The organism is Streptomyces sp. NPDC059002, from assembly GCF_042740435.1.
Lineage (GTDB): Bacteria > Actinomycetota > Actinomycetes > Streptomycetales > Streptomycetaceae > Streptomyces.
Genome location: NZ_JBHYJI010000016.1, coordinates 116,229 through 131,978 on the forward strand (window position 1 = coordinate 116,229; position 15,750 = coordinate 131,978).

Sequence of the window (15,750 nt, forward strand, 5' to 3'; positions counted from 1 at the left end):
GCAAGGCGGAGGAGGGCGTGCCAGGGCCCGCGTCCCGCGGCACGATCCGCCTTACGGGGCCTAGTCGCGCAGCAGGCGGACCCAGCCCGCGGCCGCCTGTGGTGTGGCGACGCAGGTGATCCCCTCGGGCTCGGCAGGCCGCTGTACGACCACGACGGGCACGCCCGCCTCGCGCGCGGCGGCCAGCTTCGGCGCGGTCGCCACGCCCCCGCTGTCCTTCGTCACCACGACGTCGATGCGGTGGCGGCGCAGCAGTTCTCTTTCACCGTCGAGGGTGAAGGGGCCCCGGTCGAGGAGCACCTCCATTCGGGCGGGGAAGGGCGGCTCGGGCGCGTCGACGGAGCGTACGAGGAACCAGGGAGCGGCCGGATCGGGGCCCGCGAAGGCGGCGAGCCCCATCCGCCCGGTGGTCAGGAACACCCGCCGCCCGAGCGCGGGCAGCAGCCGCGCGGCGGCGGCGAGGGAGCCGACCGGGTGCCAGTCGTCGCCCTCGCCCGCGACCCACCCGGGCCTGCGCAGCGCGAGCAGGGGAACATGGGTCGCGGCGGCGGCCGCCGCCGCGTTGAACGAGATCGTCCCTGCGAAAGGATGGGTGGCGTCGATGAGCGCGTCCACGTGGTGCTCGCGCAGCCACTCCGCGAGCCCTTCGGCCCCGCCGAAGCCGCCGACGCGGACCTCGCCGGGCGGCAGCCGCGGCGCGGCGACCCGGCCCGCGAGGGAACTGGTCACACGCGTTCCCGCCTCGCCCGCGAGGAGTTCCGCCAGGCGGCGGGCTTCGGTCGTTCCCCCGAGAATCAGTACGTGCACGGAGTTCGGTTTCCTTCATGAGTGAGGCAAAGGGCGGGCGCAGCGCCCAACTCAAGCACACCGGCCTGCGTCCCGGCTGGACGACCGGCGCGTGCGCGACCGCCGCCACCACCGCCGCGTACACGGCGCTCCTGACCGGCGAGTTCCCCGACCCGGTGACCATCACGCTGCCCAAGGGCCAGACGCCCGCCTTCGCACTGGCGGCCGAGGAACTCGGCTCCGGTCACGCGATGGCGGCCGTCGTCAAGGACGCGGGCGACGACCCGGACGTCACGCACGGCGCCCTGGTCCGGTCCACGGTGCGACGGCTGCCGCCGGGCTCGGGCATCGTCTTCAAGGCGGGCCCCGGCGTGGGCACGGTCACGCGCCCCGGTCTGCCCCTCGACGTCGGCGAGCCCGCGATCAACCCCGTGCCGCGGCAGATGATGCGGGACCACGTGACGCTGGTCGCCGAGCGCGCGGGCGTCGCGCCGGACGTGGAGATCACCGTCTCCGTCGACCACGGCGAGGAGATCGCCCGCTCCACCTGGAACCCGCGCCTTGGCATCCTCGGCGGCCTGTCGATCCTCGGCACCACCGGCATCGTCGTGCCCTACTCCTGCTCGGCGTGGATCGACTCCATCCGGCGCGGCGTCGACGTGGCACGGGCGGCCGGGCACACGCACGTCGCCGGGTGCACAGGCTCGACGTCGGAGAAGACGGTGATCGCCGAGTACGGACTGCCCGAGCAAGCCCTCCTGGACATGGGCGACTTCGCGGGCGCGGTCCTCAAGTACGTACGCCGCCACCCCGTCGACCGCCTCACCATCTGCGGCGGCTTCGCCAAACTCTCGAAACTCGCCGCAGGCCACCTCGACCTCCACTCGGCCCGCTCCCAGGTCGACAAGACCTTCCTCGCGGACCTGGCCCGCACGGGCGGCGCGGACGAGGACCTCGCCGCTCAGGTCGCCGCCGCCAACACGGGCCTGGAGGCCCTGCGCCTGTGCGAGGCGGCGGGCGTCCCGCTGGGCGACCTGGTGGCGGTCACGGCGCGGGACGAGGCGTTGGCGGTGCTGCGGGGCGCGCCGGTGGCGGTGGACGTCATCTGCATCGACCGGGCAGGGGCGGTGGTGGGCAGAAGCGCCCCGTGAGGGGCGCGGGGCTGTGACCTGTGCGGCTCCGCCGCGTGGGCGTGCCCAGCCACAGCGCGCCCGCAGTCGAAGAATCAGCAGACGTGCCGGTCACGTTCCGCCGAGTACAGATGACTGTCCCGGAACTGCGAGGCCCCCAGCGTCCGCCCCACCATGATCACAGCGGTCCGCACGATCCCCGCCGCCTTCACCTGCCCCGCGATGTCCGCCAAGGTCCCCCGAAGGATGACCTCATCGGGCCGGCTGGCGAGCGCGACAACAGCGGCAGGGCAATCCGCGCCGTAATGAGGCAGCAACTCCTCGACCACGCGGTCGGCATACCCCGCGGCAAGGTGCAGTACGAGCAGCGCCCCGCTGCGCCCCAGCGTGGCAAGATCCTCGCCGGGCGGCATCGCCGTGGCCCGCTGCGCGATCCGCGTGAGAATCACCGTCTGCCCGACCGTCGGAACGGTGAGCTCCCGCTTGAGCGCCGCCGCAGCCGCGGCGAACGCGGGAACCCCCGGCACCACTTCGTACGGCACGCCCGCCGCGTCGAGGCGCCGCATCTGCTCGGCGACCGCGCTGAACACGGACGGGTCGCCGGAGTGCAGCCGCGCCACGTCGAGCCCCTGCTCGTGCGCGCGCACCAACTCCCCGGTGATCTCATCGAGGTTGAGCTGTGCGGTGTCCACGAGCCGTGCCCCGTCCGGGCATTCGGCGAGCAGTTCGCGGGGCACCAGGCTGCCCGCGTAGAGGCAGACCTGGCAGGCGGCGAGCGTGCGCGCGCCGCGCACCGTGATCAGGTCGGCCGCGCCGGGCCCCGCGCCGATGAAGTACACGGTCATCGTTGTTGATCTCCAGACTTGGTGACGGACCACTGGGTGACCGGCATGGCCTGCCGCCACCCGGTGAAGCCGCCGACGGGGACGGCCTGGGCGACCGCGAGCCGCACCAGCTCGCCGCCGTGCCGCCGGTACCGGTCGGCGAGCAGCGCCTCGGACTCGAGGGTGACGGTGTTGGCGACGAGCCGCCCGCCCACCGGGAGCGCGGCCCAACAGGCGTCGAGCAGGCCGGGCGCGGTGAGGCCGCCGCCGATGAACACGGCGTCGGGCGTGGGGAGTTCGGCCAGTGCGGCGGGCGCCGCGCCGGTGACGACGCGCAGGGAGGGGACGCCGAGCCGTTCGGCGTTGCGGGTGATCCGCTCGGCCCGTACGGGGTTCTTCTCGACGGTGACGGCGCGGCACGCGGGGTGCGCCCGCAGCCACTCCACGGCGATCGAACCGGACCCGCCGCCCACGTCCCACAGCAGCTCGCCGGGTTCGGGCGCGAGCGCGGCGAGGGTGGCGGCGCGGACGTACCGCTTGGTGAGCTGGCCGTCGGACTCGTACGCCGCGTCGGGCAGGCCCGGCACGGTGCCGAGGCGCAGCGCGTCGGGGGAGCGGCGGCACTCGACGGCGACGACGTTCAGCGGATCGCCGGGCGCGTGCGACCAGGTGTCGGCGACTCCTTCGTACGACAACTCGCGCTCGGAGCCCAGCTGTTCGAGGACGCGCAGTGTGCTCGGCCCGAAGCCGCGCTCGCGCAGCAGGGCGGCGATCTCGCCGGGCGTTCCGGCGCCGGCGCTCAGCACGAGGAGCCGTCGCCCGTCGTGCAGCGCGGCGGCGAGGCGGGCGGTGGGGCGGCCGACGAGCGTGACGACCTCGGTGTCCTCGACGGGCCAGCCGAGGCGCGCGCAGGCGAGGGAGGCGGCGGAGGGGTGCGGCAGGACGTGCAGCGCCCGCGGGCCGAGTTCCTCGGTCAGGGCGCGCCCGATGCCGTAGAACATGGGGTCGCCGCTCGCGAGGACCGCGACGCGGCGCCCCGCGTGGGCGGCGAGCAGGCCGGGCACGGCGGGCCGCAGCGGCGAGGGCCAGGCGACGCGTTCGCCGGGGCAGTCCGGTGCGGGCAGCAGGTCCAGCTGGCGGGGGCCGCCGATCAGGACGTCGGCGGCGGCGAGGGCCGCGCGGGACGCGGCGGGCAGTCCGTCCCAGCCGTCGGCCCCGATCCCGACGACGGTGACGGCGGGTATGCCTGAAGGGGAGGCCGGGGGTGCGGGGCTCACTGCGGGTACCTCGGGGTTCGGGAGGGGGACTGCGCAGCCGCACTCTACTGGTGACCAGGCGGCGTACCCTTATTGCGCATTACTTGCAATAAGCCGTGCGGGGTGGCCCGCCCGGCCCCCTGCGCAGAAAGGCCAACCCCCGATGGGCTCTCCGGTGGTGCTCGGCATCGAGTCGTCCTGCGACGAGACGGGCGCGGGACTCGTCCGCGAAGGACGCCTCCTCGGCCACGCCGTCGCGTCGAGCATGGACGAACACGCGCGCTACGGCGGCGTCGTCCCCGAGATCGCCGCCCGCGCCCACGTCCACGCGCTCACCCCGGTCGTCCGCCGCGCCCTGGACGACGCGGGCCTGCGCATGTCCGACATCGGCGCGGTCGCGGTGACCACGGGACCCGGCCTCTCCGGCGCCCTCCAGGTCGGCCTCGCGGGCGCGAAGAGCCTCGCGTACGCCCTGGACGTGCCGCTGCACGGCGTGCACCACCTCGCGGGCCACGTCGCCGCCGACACCCTGGAGCACGGCCCGCTGCCGAACCCCTGCATGGTCCTGATCGTGTCGGGCGGCCACACCTCCCTCCTCCTCGTACGCGACCTCGCGCGCGACCCGATCGTGCACCTCGGCGACACCCTCGACGACGCGGCGGGGGAGTGCTTCGACAAGGTCGCCCGGGTCTTCGGCCTGCCCTACCCCGGAGGACCCGCCATCGACCGGGCGGCGCGCACCGGGGACCCCGCGGCCGTCGCCTTCCCGCGCCCGCTCACCGGCCCGCGCGACGCCCCGTACGCCTTCTCCTTCTCCGGCCTGAAGACGGCCGCCGCACGCTGGGCCGAGGGCCACGCGGGGCGTGAACTCCCGGTCGCCGACGGGGCGGCGGCGCTCCAGGAGGCCGTCGCCGACGTGCTCACCCGCAAGGCGGTCGCGGCCTGCCGGGCGCACGGCGTCGGCACGCTCGTCGTGGTCGGCGGCGTCGCCGCCAACTCGCGCGTGCGCTCCCTGGCCGAGGAGCGCTGCCGCGCCGCGGGCATCACGCTGCGCGTCCCGCCGCTGCGCCTGTGCACCGACAACGGCGCGATGATCGCCGCGGTCGGCGACCTGCTGGTGCGCGCGGGCGCCGAGCCCGCACCCCTGAACGTGTCCATCGACCCGTCGGCGCCGCTGGAGTTCGCCGCGCTCCACCCGGTCGGCGCGTACGGGCGGGCCGCCGCGTGACGGCGCCCGCCGTCTGCGCCGAGGCGTTCGCGCGGCCGCCCCGGCACGAGGACCCGGCCGCGGCGGACCGCTGCCCGGCACGTCTCGCGGACGACGCGGTGCGGTTCTGAGCGCTCCGCGGGAAGTACGGTCCACATCTGCGGGTGCGTCGTGGCTGGTCGCGCAGTTCCCCGCGCCCCTTCGGGGCGCACCCGAACCGCACCGGACTTCCACAAGGCCGCTTAGGGCAGGGCGGGCTGGCACCGGATCACCGACCCGACCCCGGACGGCGGCGGCGTGGTGGTCTTCCCCGGCCCCGGCCACCCCGCGCGCCGGGACGCGGCAGATCAGAGCCGCCCCGACCGCCGCTCCCGCAACAGCAGCCAGGCCAGATAGAGCCCGCCCGCGACCCCGGTCACCACGCCCACCGGCAGGATCGCCGACCCCGAGATCCGCTGCGTCGCCCAGTCGGCGCCGGTCACCAGGGCCGCGCCCATCAGCGCGGCGGGCAGCACGTTCGGTCCTGGGGAGCGGGTGACGCGGCGGGCCAGCTGCGGGGCGGCGAGCGCGACGAACGGGATCGGGCCCGCGGCGGCGACCGCCATCGCGGTCAGGCCCGTGCCCGCGGCGAGCAGGACGAGCCGGGTGCGTTCGGGGCGTACGCCGAGCGCGGCCGCCGTGTCGTCGCCCATCTCCAGGAGCGTGAGCCTGCGCGCGTGGCCGACGACGACCGGTGCGAGGGCGGCGAGCCCCGCCGCCGCGATCCACACGTCGCTCCAGCCGCGGCCGTTGAGCGAGCCCATCATCCACGTCGCGGCCTGCGCCGCCTTGCCGATCTCCGCGCGTACGTAGAGGTAGCTCGTCAGGGAGCCGAGCACGGCCGACGCCCCGATGCCCACGAGGACGAGCCGATGGCCGTGCACGCCCCGCTTCCACGCGAGCAGATAGACGGCCGTGGCGGTCGCGAAGCCGCCGCAGACCGCGCCGAACGCCGTCTGCGGCGCGCCCGCGTCGAGCAGGATGATCGCGACGAGCGCGCCCGCCGACGCGCCGTTCCCGAAGCCGATGATGTCCGGGCTGCCCAGCGGATTGCGCGAAAGGGACTGGAACACCGCGCCCGCCATGCCCATCGCGCAGCCCACGAGCAGACCGTCCACGGCGCGCGGCAGGCGCAGGTCGACGACGATGAAGTCCGCGCCGGGCGGCCCGTCGCCGACGAGGGTGCGCAGTACATCGCCGGGGCCGAGCTCGTACCGTCCGGTGCCGATCGCGAAGACGGTCAGGGCGGCGGCGACGAGCAGCAGGACCAGGCCGGTGAGCAGGGCGCGGGGCGTGTAACGCAGGGACAGGCCACCGGCCCTGACATGGCGTCGGCTCACAGCTGGACCGCCTTCCTGCGCCGGACCAGCTGGATGAGGAGGAGACCGCCCACGAACGTGGTGACGACGCCGACCTCGATCTCCGACGGGGGCACGAGCACCCGTCCGACGATGTCGGAGGCGAGCATCAGGACCGGGGCGTACAGCGCGCAGAGCGGGAAGAGCCGGCGCGGCTCCGACCCGCTGACGGCGCGTACGGCGTGCGGGACCATCAGGCCGACGAAGCCGATCGGACCGCACAGCGCCGTCGCGCCCCCGCACAGCAGCGTGATCGCCACGATGGACAGGACGCGGGTGCGGCCGATGTGCGCGCCGAGCGCCCGCGCGGAGTCGTCGCCGATGGCCAGCGCGCCGAGCGGCCGCGCGAGCGCGAGGGCGAGCAGGGTGCCCGCGGCGAGCAGCGGAAGGACCGTGCCGAGCAGTGCGGGGTCGCGGCCCGCGAGGGTGCCGACCGACCAGTGCCGCATGGTGTCGAGGGAGTCCAGGTCGACGAGTTGGAGTCCGTTGACGTAGCCGAACAGGGCGGCGTTGACGGCGGTCCCGGCGAGCGCGAGGCGCACGGGTGTGGCGGAGCGGCTGCCGCCGAGCGCGTTGACCAGGACGGCGGCGAGGGCGGCGCCGCCGAGCGCGCACCACAGATAGCCGGTGAAGGAGCCGATGCCGAAGACGCCGATCGCGGTGACGACGGCGGCGGACGCGCCCGCGTTCACGCCGAGCAGTCCGGGGTCGGCGAGCGGATTGCGGGTCAGGGTCTGCATCACCGCACCGGCGAGGCCGAGCGCGGCGCCCGCGGCGATGCCGATGAGGGTGCGGGGGAGCCGCAGTTGGCGCACGATTCCGTCGTTCTCGGTGCCCGTCGGGTGGAACAGGGCGTCCCACACCTGGTCGAGCGGGATCCGCTGGGTGCCGACGGCGAGGCTCGCGGCCGCGGCGGCGATCAGCAGGGCGAGGCCGATGAGCAGTCCTGGGGCGAGGCCGCGGCGGGGCGGGGGACGGTCGACGAGCATGTAGGTTAGCTTAGGCTAAGCTAAGTTGATGTTGTTACCTCTCGGATCGGAGAAGGCGGTGGTCATGCACGCCGGACCGGAGATCACGGGGGTGGTGAGCGCCGCCGCGGCGCCGTCCGCGGGCCAGGGCGTCGTCGAGGCCACCCGCGTCACAAGCCCCCGCGTCGAACGCCTCGCCCAGGACCTCGCCCGCGCCACCGAGCGCGAACGGAGCGCCCTCGTCCAGGAGTTCTGGGCGGAGACCGAGCGGCGCGGCACGCCACTCGTCGAGCACATCGACGGCGCACCGGGGCACCGCGCCGTCACCTTCCTGTGGCGCGGACACCGCGCCACCCGCCAAGTGCTGCTGCTCGTCAACCGCGTCGTGGACCGCGACCGGCTCGCCGACGCCCTGCTGCACCCCCTGCCCGGCACGGACGTCTGGCACCTCACCTACCGGCTGCGCGCCGACCACCGGGCCTCGTACCGCATGGCCGCCGACATCTCCCCCGGCGACCTCCCTGCCGGCCCCGCACTCCTGCAGCGACGGCTCCGCTCCCTCTGCGCGTACGCCGCCCACGACCCCCTCAACCCCGCGCGCCTGCCCAGTCGTTGGGGCCGGTCCGACGGCTCGGTGCTCGCCCTGCCGGACGCGCCCGCGCAGCCCTGGGCGGAGCGCCGCGCCGCGATCCCGCGCGGCCGCCTCGAACGGCACCGCCTGCCCGCGGGCGCGCTCGGCGCCGAACGGGACGTATGGGCATACCTGCCACCGGGCGGACCGGGGCCCGGCACGCCCACCGTGGTCCTGTGCGACGGCGACATGTGGTTCGGCCAACTCGCCTTCCAGGACACGCTGGACGCCCTGATCGCCGACGGCGCCGTGCCGCCCCTCGCGGTCCTCGCCCCGGACGCCGTCGACATCCGCACCCGCTGGCGCGACCTCGCCGCACGCGACACCTACGTCCACTTCCTCGCCGACGAACTCCTGCCCTGGGCGGCGGGACGCTGGCCGCTCACCACCGATCCGGCGCACACCGTCGTCGCGGGCCAGAGCCTCGGCGGACTCACCGCGCTGTACGCCGCGCTGCTGCGGCCCGAGCGGTTCGGCGCCGTCCTCGCCCAGTCCGCCTCGCTGTGGTGGCGCCCCGGACTGCCGCCGGGCGTACCGAAGCAGGCGCCCGCCGACGACGTCCCCTGGCTCGTCGCACGCTTCACCGAAGAGCCCCGGCCGCCCCTCAGGATCCATCTCGACGCGGGCCTCCACGAAGGCGCGATGGTCGACTACAGCCGTGTCCTGCACGAGGAACTCTCCCTGCGCGGCCACCCGGTGACGTTCGCCACCTACAACGGCGGTCACGACTACGCCTGTTGGCGCGGCTGCCTCGCCGACGGACTGACCGCCCTCCTGTGACCGCCCTTCCGCATCCCCCTTCCTCATGAGGAGCCGCACCGCCATGCCCCGCGCCACCCGCCGTAGCACCGCCCTGACCGCAGCCGCCCTCACCGGCGCCCTCGCCCTCACGGGCTGCGGCAGCGACAAGGACGGCACCTCGGACAAGGCCAAGTTGACGGATACCCGCACCGTCACCGACGCCGACGGCAGGTCCGTCCACGTACCGAGAAACCCCCGGAAGGTCGTCACGCTCAGTGAACCCACCCTCGATGCCGCCCTCGCGCTCGGCGTGCATCCGATCGGCGCCACGGCGGGCCGCGGCCAGCAGGGCGTGTCGACCTATCTCGCGGACAAGGCGGGCTCGGCGGAGACCGTCGCGAGCGTCGCCGAGCCCGACCTGGAGAAGCTGGCGGCCCTGAAGCCGGACCTGATCCTGCTCGACGAGACGGTCGGCGCGAAGCGGGTCGTCGACAAGCTGGAGTCCATCGCCCCGACGGTGCTCACGGCCAAGCTCAACGAGGACTGGAAGAAGGCGTTCACCGCCACCGCCGACGCGCTCAACAAGAAGAGCGCGGCGCGGAGTTGGCTGACCGGCTTCGACGGCGACGTGGCAGCCGCCAAGAAGCGCCTCGGCACCGAGAAGGACGCCGTGACCAGCGTCGTCCGCTGGCAGAACGGCGCGCCGTCGGTCGTCGGCAAGGGCAGGGGCCACGTCGGCTCGACGCTCGCCGCCCTCGGCCTGCGGCGCCCCGCGGACCAGCGGGGCGAGAGCGCGGGACACAGCGAACCCGTCAGCCTGGAGAAGCTGTCCACCATCGACGGCGACTGGCTCTTCTTCGGCGCGCTCGGCGACCGGGCGGCCGGCGAGAAGGCGTACGGGGAAGCGAAGAAGGTGGCGAACTTCACGAAGCTGAAGGCCGAGAAGGCGGGCCATGTGGTCGTCATCGAAGGCTCGGCATGGAACAGTTCGGGCGGGCCCATCGCGGCGCGCACGGTCCTCGACGACGTGACCGGAGCGCTCGCGAAGTGACCGGATCCGCCCTGTGAACCACCTGTGACGAGGGTGCCGTCCGTGTCGCTGTTGGGCTGAACGGGTGACTTGGCGTAAGAATTGCCCGGTGCAGACAACGAGTGCGAGCCAGGACGGGGTGGGTCAGTGAGTAGCAGTCAGCGCCACGACGTCACCGATGAACAGTGGGAAGGGCTCGCCCAGGTCGTACCGCTGCGCAGCCGCAACGAATGGCCCTCGTGGCCCGGGCACCGCGCGCTGCCCGACGCGGAGACCGAGACGCGCAGACGTTTCGTGGTGATGCGGGTCAACGTCTTCGCGGACGCCCGCGAGGTCGCGGAGACCGTCATGGCACAGATCCCGGTCCTGCTCGACCTGACGGGCGCCGAGACCGAAGTCGCCAAGCGCGTCCTGGACTTCAGCAGCGGTGTGGTCCTCGGCCTCAACTGCGGCATGCACCGGGTCGACAAGAACGTCTTCCTCCTCGCACCGCCCGGCACGGAGGTCCAGGGCCTGGTGGAAGCGGTCGCCCAGCCCTGAGCCCGCTCCGCTGGACCGGTCCGGGACGGGCTTGCCGCGCGGTCGCTAGCCCTTCACCCGCCCGACCGAGGCCTCTTCGAGGGGAATCGCTCGATCGTAGGAAGGTCGGTTGGGCGGAACGGTTCACCGGATCCGGCGCCGCTTAGCTTCCGGACATGACGGTCCATTCCCCGGTGTCGGTCGCGGAGTCACTGGCGGGCGACGGGCGGCCGCAGGTCACCGAACTGCGACTGTCCGCCTTCGCCGGGCACCGGAGCGCCGTGCTCCCGTTCGGCCCGCTGACCTTCGTCAAGGGGCCGAGCGGCAGCGGAAAGACCAGTGCACTGCGTGCGTACGAGGCGCTGGCGCGGCTCTGCGCGGGGGAGGAACTGGTCGACGTCTTCGCGGACCCGGTGGCGTGCGTGCCCGAACGGGCCCGCGCCGACGACCAGCAGCGCCGCGGGTTCCGCATCGGCTGCACGGTCGAAGGACCGGTGGGCCCGGTCCGCCTCGAACTCGCCGTGCAGGCGGAGCCCGAACTGCGCGTCGTGGGCGAGCGGCTGAGCATCGGCGGCCTGACCCTCCTGGAGACCGCCCTGCGCGATCCCGGCCGGCGCATGGTGCAGGCGGCCTGGCACACCGCGGGCCCGGCACCCGTGACCCGCGCCCCGATGCCCGACGACCGGCTCGGCACCGCGCTCGTCCCGCTGCGCGTCGCGGGCAAGACCGCGGGACAGCGCATGGTGCTCGCCGCCGCGGAACAGGTGGTGGTCGCACTGCGGTCGGCGTTCGCCTGCGACCCCCGGCCCTGCCGCATGCGCGCCCCCGTCCCCGCGGGACTGATCGGCACGGGACGGCTCCTCGGCGACTGCGAGAACCTCGCCGAAGTCCTGTGGCGTACGCGGGCGGAGTGCGCGGCGCGCCATGCGCTGTTCGTCTCCGCGGTGCGCACCGGCTGCGCGGGTCCCGTCGTCGACGTGCTCGCCGAGGAGGCGGAGGACGGCGCGCTGCACGCCTTCATCGACCGGGGCGACGGGCTGCGCACCCCGCTCGGACGGCTCGGGGACGGCGAGTTGAGATATCTCGCCCTGGCGCTCGTGCTGCTGACCGGGCCCGGTGTCCTCGCGGGCGACCCGGTGGCCGAGGTCCCGGAGGCGTACCAGACCCTGACGCTCCTCGCCGACGGCCTGGACCGCCGCCTGGATCCGGGGCAGTGCCGCGCCCTCGCCGACCTGGCGGCCGACAGCTGTGCGCGCGGGCACATCCGCCTGGTGGGGGCGGTGCGGGACCCCGCGTGGGCGGCCGCAGCCGCGGGTGCGGCGGTGGTGGTAGACCTTGGGCCGTGACAGAACTTGACGTGGCAGGACTGCAGCGCAGGCTGGCCGAGTTCGCGGCCGCCCGCGACTGGGGGCAGTACCACACCCCGAAGAACCTGGCCGCCGCGCTCAGCGTGGAGGCGTCCGAACTGGTCGAGATCTTCCAGTGGTTGACCCCCGAGGAGTCGGCGCGGGTGATGGCGGACCCGGATTCCGCGCACCGTGTGACGGACGAGGTCGCCGACGTCCTCGCCTATCTGCTGCAGTTCTGCGAGGTCCTCGGCATCGACGCGCTGGCCGCCCTCGCGGCCAAGATCGACCGGAACGAGCGGCGCTTCCCGGCGCCCGAAGACTCGTAGGATCCACACCTTCGTCACTCTCCGGAGTGGACAGGTTGTCCAAACTCGACTGCTTGTCCACAGATTTCCGGCTTCCCCTGGCTTTTCGCCCGGATGAGTATCACTGTGGGTAGTGGACGGTGGAGTTCGGGCGACGTGCGGCGGACGCGTGCGGGAGGGATGGGGGGCTGCGCATGAACGCGATGCGGCTCATCGAGGCGAACAGGCATGCGCTGGCGCAGAGTCAGGACCCGGCGGACATCGTCGTGGAGGTGTGGCAGTCGCAGGCGCTCGCGCAGGCGATCGGCAGCAGACTCGCGGTCGCGGGTCCTCCGGAGTTACGGGGCGAGGCGCTGGGCCTCAGCGAAGTCGGCGGCAGAGGCTGCGGAGTGCTCGACGCGCACCTCGGCGCGGAGGAGATACGGGCCGCGCGGCTGACGGAGACCGGCGACGCCCAAGAGGTCCTGCTCGCACTCGGCAGGCTCCTCGGCGAGGTCGGGATCGCCCTCGTCGCGGTCGCCATGGGCGCGGCCGAGGAGGGGGTGTACTGGCAGTGCATGGAGGCGATCGACGCCGCCGACGAGTCGAGGGACCGGGTCCTCGAAATGCTGCGCAGGCTCGCGGTGCGCGAACAGGGCCTGCCCGAGCCCGACTCGGCGGCGGGGCCGTCATGAGGCGGCTCCGTGCCGACCCCGCCGACGGGCAGGGTCGCCAGGGCGCCGCGGGAGCGCGGCTGCCGTCAGTAGCGGTCGGAGCTGTCGCCGATCCGCGGACGGGCGTCCGAGGGCGCGGTGCCGCCGGACGTGGCGTCCGGAGACTCCAAAGACGCGGCATCCGGCGGCGCGGACTGCTGCAGATCGGCGTCGAGCTGGGTCAGATCCGCGTTGAGCGCTGCCATCAACTCCTCCATCTGCTGCAGCAGGCCCTTGGGTGCGCCCTGCTGGGCAGGCACGGACGGATCGTGCGCGGCCTCCTGCTCGGGCACGGCTTCCTGGGACATGACGGCCTCCTCGGCCCTCGCCCTCCCACGTTGGAAGGGCAGTTGACGCAAGCGACGCCCCGGCAGCGGCCGCCGACGCGGGTGCCGGGCGGTCCGGCTCCGCCCGAGCCAACGATCTCCGGACGGGCGGGGTCACTGGGGCGGACCCACGCCGACCGCCGTGTTGACGCATTTTCACCCGACCGGGGCGGCGGGGGATCGGCGGGACCGGCAGGGTTGACGGGCGTTCGACCGTGCAGGATGGAGCCATGGATCTTCGAATCTTCACGGAGCCCCAGCAAGGGGCCACCTACGACACCCTGCTCACCGTCGCCAAGGCCACCGAGGACCTCGGGTTCGACGCCTTCTTCCGCTCGGACCACTATCTGCGCATGGGCTCCGCCGACGGTCTGCCCGGACCCACGGACGCATGGATCACCCTTGCGGGGCTCGCCCGTGAGACCAAGCGGATCCGGTTGGGCACGCTCATGACGGCGGGCACCTTCCGGCTGCCCGGTGTCCTCGCCATCCAGGTGGCGCAGGTCGACCAGATGTCGGGCGGACGGGTCGAACTGGGCCTGGGCGCGGGCTGGTTCGAGGAGGAGCACAAGGCGTACGGCATCCCCTTCCCCAAGGAGAAGTTCGGCCGCCTCGAGGAGCAGCTGGAGATCGTCACCGGCCTGTGGGCGACGGAGACCGGCAAGACCTTCTCGTACGACGGCAAGCATTACCAGCTCACCGATTCCCCGGCCCTGCCCAAGCCCGCACAGACCAAGGTGCCGGTGCTCATCGGCGGTCACGGCGCGACGCGCACCCCGCGGCTCGCCGCGCAGTTCGCCGACGAGTTCAACATCCCGTTCGCCTCGATCGAGGACAGCGAGCGGCAGTTCGGCCGGGTCCGCGCGGCCGCCGAGCAGGCCGGGCGCAAGGGCGACGACCTGGTGTACTCCAGCGCGCTGGTGGCCTGCGTCGGCAAGGACGACGCGGAGGTCGCCCGGCGGGCGGCCGCCATCGGACGTGAGGTGGACGAACTGAAGGCGAACGGCCTCGCGGGTTCCCCCGCCGAGGTCGTCGACAAGATCGGCAGGTACGCGGCGATCGGCGCGAGCCGCATCTACCTCCAGTGCCTGGACCTGGCCGACCTCGACCACTTGGAGCTGATCTCGTCACAGGTCCAGTCACAGTTGTCCTAGACCGCCCCCCGCCCCGGGGCCTCGCCGCCCCGGGCCCCGAACGTGACCGCCGGGCTCACCCCTCCGGTGCCCGGCGGTCACTTGCGTCCCGGAGGAACGCGGGCCGGACAGGCCCTGACTCCCTGACCCCCTAACTGCCCGCGCCGAGCAGGCGCGAGCCCAGCTCCGTGAGCAGATGCTCCACCCGCTTGCCGCGCCGCACCGTGACGATCAGCCCCGCGCGGCGCAGCGCCGTCGCATGGCTCGACGCCGTGGCCGCTCCCACGCCGAGCCGGTCGGCCAGCTCCGTGGTGCTGCAGCCGGTGCCGATGGAGGCCAGTGCGTGGGAGCGGGCGCGGCCGATCAGCGCGCTGATCCCCTGGGGCCGGGGCGTGGAGCGCTCGCTCTCGGTACGCAGGCCGAAACCGTTGCGGGCCGGATAGCGCAGCACCGGCAGCTCGCCGCCGCACAGCACCGCGGGATGCTCGGCCGCCACGCTGGGCACGATCAGGAGTCCTTGTGCCGCGCGCTGCGGCGGCCGGGGCTGCTCGGGCACTCCCCGGAGCGTGTCGGTCGCCGTGGCCGGGGGAGGGGTCAGGCGCAGCAACTGGTCGGTGTAGCTGACCTGTTCGTGGAGGGAGTCGACGACCCGCTCGACGCCGTATCGGATCAGCAGATGGGCGCGGTAGGCCAGATCGTCCTCCAGCGATCTGAGTGTCCCCGCCCAGTCGTCGGCGAGCCACAACGCGTACGCCGCGCGCAGGGCGTCGAACAAGACGGCGATGTCGTCGTCGTCCGCGCCCTCCCCGAGCATTCTGCCGCGCAGCGTCTGTAGTTCCTGGTCCAGGTCGGGGCAGGCGATACCGGCGAGCGGACCGGGCGAGAGGAGCGCGGCCTGGGGGCGCCGGGTCGCGCGCAGCGCCGCCGACAGCTTCTGGAGGACGGCATCGGCCTGCGCGCTGCGCACGCCCCGGGGCCGGTAGGGGCGTCCGGGGTGCGTGGCGGCGGAGCCCGCGTACCGGGAGGCGGCGGCGAGGGTTTCGTGCAGCGGGGAGATCATGAACCGGGTGCGGGACAGGGCGGGCCCGTCCAGGACGAGGGCGGCGTGCCGCCCGGCCGCGATGCCCGCCGGTGCGGAGGTGGACGTGGCGAGGGCGGTGGAGCGGGTGTCGGCGGTGCTCACGGTGGGCCTTTCCTGGGTGGTGCGGTAGAAAAAACCTTTGCAAAGGTATGTTTTTTTGATGAGGTGGGTGGTCGCGGCCGTCAGTCGTGCCCAAGAGCCGCCGGGTACACCGGAGTTGACCGAGCCGGTGGAATCACCGGAGACGCCGGAGACGGGCGCCGGAGAGGCCGAAGGCATCGGATTACGCGAGCTCGCCGCCCGGCAGTGCTCCGTCGGGCAGTGCTCTGCCCGGCAGCCCGCCGTCGGGCAGTGCTCTGTCCGGCAGTGCTCCGC

At 73.9% G+C, this 15,750-nt stretch carries 16 protein-coding genes; 9 read left to right on the plus strand and 7 right to left on the minus strand.

Features of this window, described 5'->3' with window-relative positions; genetic code table 11:
* Window positions 1-60: 60 nt before the first annotated feature.
* A complete protein-coding gene (locus ACFWZ2_RS17320; protein WP_384546409.1) occupies window positions 61-807 on the minus strand; it encodes a cobalt-precorrin-6A reductase in 747 nt (248 codons plus the stop codon).
* 17 nt (window positions 808-824) lie between these two features.
* Between ACFWZ2_RS17320 and ACFWZ2_RS17325 the strand changes: the two genes are divergently transcribed.
* On the plus strand, window positions 825-1,937 hold the full coding sequence (locus tag ACFWZ2_RS17325; protein WP_384546411.1) for a cobalt-precorrin-5B (C(1))-methyltransferase: 1,113 nt from the start codon (window positions 825-827) through the stop codon (window positions 1,935-1,937).
* A 74-nt stretch (window positions 1,938-2,011) separates the two neighbouring features.
* Here ACFWZ2_RS17325 and cobM read toward each other — a convergent pair whose 3' ends face one another.
* A complete protein-coding gene (gene cobM, locus ACFWZ2_RS17330; protein WP_384546413.1) occupies window positions 2,012-2,761 on the minus strand; it encodes a precorrin-4 C(11)-methyltransferase in 750 nt (249 codons plus the stop codon).
* Window positions 2,758-4,017, minus strand: coding sequence for a precorrin-6y C5,15-methyltransferase (decarboxylating) subunit CbiE (gene cbiE / locus ACFWZ2_RS17335; protein ID WP_384546415.1), 1,260 nt, complete (start codon window positions 4,015-4,017; stop codon window positions 2,758-2,760). The genes cobM and cbiE overlap by 4 nt, the downstream gene beginning before the upstream one ends.
* Window positions 4,018-4,159: 142 nt before the next feature.
* Between cbiE and tsaD the strand changes: the two genes are divergently transcribed.
* Window positions 4,160-5,224, plus strand: coding sequence for a tRNA (adenosine(37)-N6)-threonylcarbamoyltransferase complex transferase subunit TsaD (tsaD, locus tag ACFWZ2_RS17340; RefSeq protein WP_384546417.1), 1,065 nt, complete (start codon window positions 4,160-4,162; stop codon window positions 5,222-5,224).
* A 326-nt stretch (window positions 5,225-5,550) separates the two neighbouring features.
* Here tsaD and ACFWZ2_RS17345 read toward each other — a convergent pair whose 3' ends face one another.
* Entirely contained in the window at window positions 5,551-6,582 is a 1,032-nt protein-coding gene (locus ACFWZ2_RS17345) for a FecCD family ABC transporter permease (protein ID WP_384546419.1), read from the minus strand.
* Complete coding sequence (locus ACFWZ2_RS17350; protein WP_384546421.1) at window positions 6,579-7,589, minus strand: FecCD family ABC transporter permease; 1,011 nt, start codon at window positions 7,587-7,589, stop codon at window positions 6,579-6,581. The genes ACFWZ2_RS17345 and ACFWZ2_RS17350 overlap by 4 nt, the downstream gene beginning before the upstream one ends.
* A 28-nt stretch (window positions 7,590-7,617) precedes the next feature.
* Here ACFWZ2_RS17350 and fes point away from each other — a divergent pair, with 28 nt between their 5' ends.
* From fes to ACFWZ2_RS17380, 6 genes are all read left to right on the plus strand, one after another.
* On the plus strand, window positions 7,618-8,979 hold the full coding sequence (fes, locus tag ACFWZ2_RS17355; protein ID WP_384546422.1) for an enterochelin esterase: 1,362 nt from the start codon (window positions 7,618-7,620) through the stop codon (window positions 8,977-8,979).
* A 43-nt stretch (window positions 8,980-9,022) separates the two neighbouring features.
* A complete protein-coding gene (locus ACFWZ2_RS17360) occupies window positions 9,023-9,991 on the plus strand; it encodes an ABC transporter substrate-binding protein (RefSeq protein WP_384546424.1) in 969 nt (322 codons plus the stop codon).
* 126 nt (window positions 9,992-10,117) lie between these two features.
* On the plus strand, window positions 10,118-10,510 hold the full coding sequence (locus ACFWZ2_RS17365) for a cell division protein SepF (RefSeq protein ID WP_362341968.1): 393 nt from the start codon (window positions 10,118-10,120) through the stop codon (window positions 10,508-10,510).
* 155 nt (window positions 10,511-10,665) lie between these two features.
* The gene (locus tag ACFWZ2_RS17370) at window positions 10,666-11,835 is read left to right on the plus strand and encodes an AAA family ATPase (RefSeq protein ID WP_384546425.1); all 1,170 of its coding nucleotides are present in this window, start codon (window positions 10,666-10,668) and stop codon (window positions 11,833-11,835) included.
* Window positions 11,832-12,164 (plus strand): nucleotide pyrophosphohydrolase, encoded by a 333-nt coding sequence (locus ACFWZ2_RS17375; protein WP_384546427.1) that lies wholly within the window; start codon window positions 11,832-11,834, stop codon window positions 12,162-12,164. Before ACFWZ2_RS17370 ends, ACFWZ2_RS17375 begins: the two co-directional genes overlap by 4 nt.
* Before the next feature lie 173 nt (window positions 12,165-12,337).
* Window positions 12,338-12,817, plus strand: a complete 480-nt coding sequence (locus tag ACFWZ2_RS17380; protein ID WP_384546429.1) for a DUF6099 family protein — start codon at window positions 12,338-12,340, stop codon at window positions 12,815-12,817.
* 65 nt (window positions 12,818-12,882) lie between these two features.
* On the opposite strand, the gene ACFWZ2_RS17385 is transcribed toward ACFWZ2_RS17380, so the two are convergent.
* The gene (locus ACFWZ2_RS17385) at window positions 12,883-13,143 is read right to left on the minus strand and encodes a hypothetical protein (RefSeq protein WP_384546431.1); all 261 of its coding nucleotides are present in this window, start codon (window positions 13,141-13,143) and stop codon (window positions 12,883-12,885) included.
* 248 nt (window positions 13,144-13,391) lie between these two features.
* Here ACFWZ2_RS17385 and ACFWZ2_RS17390 point away from each other — a divergent pair, with 248 nt between their 5' ends.
* Entirely contained in the window at window positions 13,392-14,315 is a 924-nt protein-coding gene (locus ACFWZ2_RS17390) for an LLM class F420-dependent oxidoreductase (protein ID WP_384546433.1), read from the plus strand.
* Between the two features lie 130 nt (window positions 14,316-14,445).
* Here ACFWZ2_RS17390 and ACFWZ2_RS17395 read toward each other — a convergent pair whose 3' ends face one another.
* On the minus strand, window positions 14,446-15,477 hold the full coding sequence (locus ACFWZ2_RS17395) for a hypothetical protein (RefSeq protein ID WP_384546435.1): 1,032 nt from the start codon (window positions 15,475-15,477) through the stop codon (window positions 14,446-14,448).
* Window positions 15,478-15,750 lie beyond the last annotated feature (273 nt).

What these genes read in the sequence shown, in the direction of transcription:
- ACFWZ2_RS17325 (WP_384546411.1), top strand. Translation starts at nt 825, where the DNA reads ATGAGTGAGGCAAAGGGCGGGCGCAGCGCCCAACTCAAGCACACCGGC.
- cobM (WP_384546413.1), bottom strand. Translation starts at nt 2,761, where the DNA reads ATGACCGTGTACTTCATCGGCGCGGGGCCCGGCGCGGCCGACCTGATC.
- tsaD (WP_384546417.1), top strand. Translation starts at nt 4,160, where the DNA reads ATGGGCTCTCCGGTGGTGCTCGGCATCGAGTCGTCCTGCGACGAGACG.
- ACFWZ2_RS17350 (WP_384546421.1), bottom strand. Translation starts at nt 7,589, where the DNA reads ATGCTCGTCGACCGTCCCCCGCCCCGCCGCGGCCTCGCCCCAGGACTG.
- fes (WP_384546422.1), top strand. Translation starts at nt 7,618, where the DNA reads ATGTTGTTACCTCTCGGATCGGAGAAGGCGGTGGTCATGCACGCCGGA.
- ACFWZ2_RS17360 (WP_384546424.1), top strand. Translation starts at nt 9,023, where the DNA reads ATGCCCCGCGCCACCCGCCGTAGCACCGCCCTGACCGCAGCCGCCCTC.
- ACFWZ2_RS17370 (WP_384546425.1), top strand. Translation starts at nt 10,666, where the DNA reads ATGACGGTCCATTCCCCGGTGTCGGTCGCGGAGTCACTGGCGGGCGAC.
- ACFWZ2_RS17380 (WP_384546429.1), top strand. Translation starts at nt 12,338, where the DNA reads ATGAACGCGATGCGGCTCATCGAGGCGAACAGGCATGCGCTGGCGCAG.
- ACFWZ2_RS17385 (WP_384546431.1), bottom strand. Translation starts at nt 13,143, where the DNA reads ATGTCCCAGGAAGCCGTGCCCGAGCAGGAGGCCGCGCACGATCCGTCC.
- ACFWZ2_RS17390 (WP_384546433.1), top strand. Translation starts at nt 13,392, where the DNA reads ATGGATCTTCGAATCTTCACGGAGCCCCAGCAAGGGGCCACCTACGAC.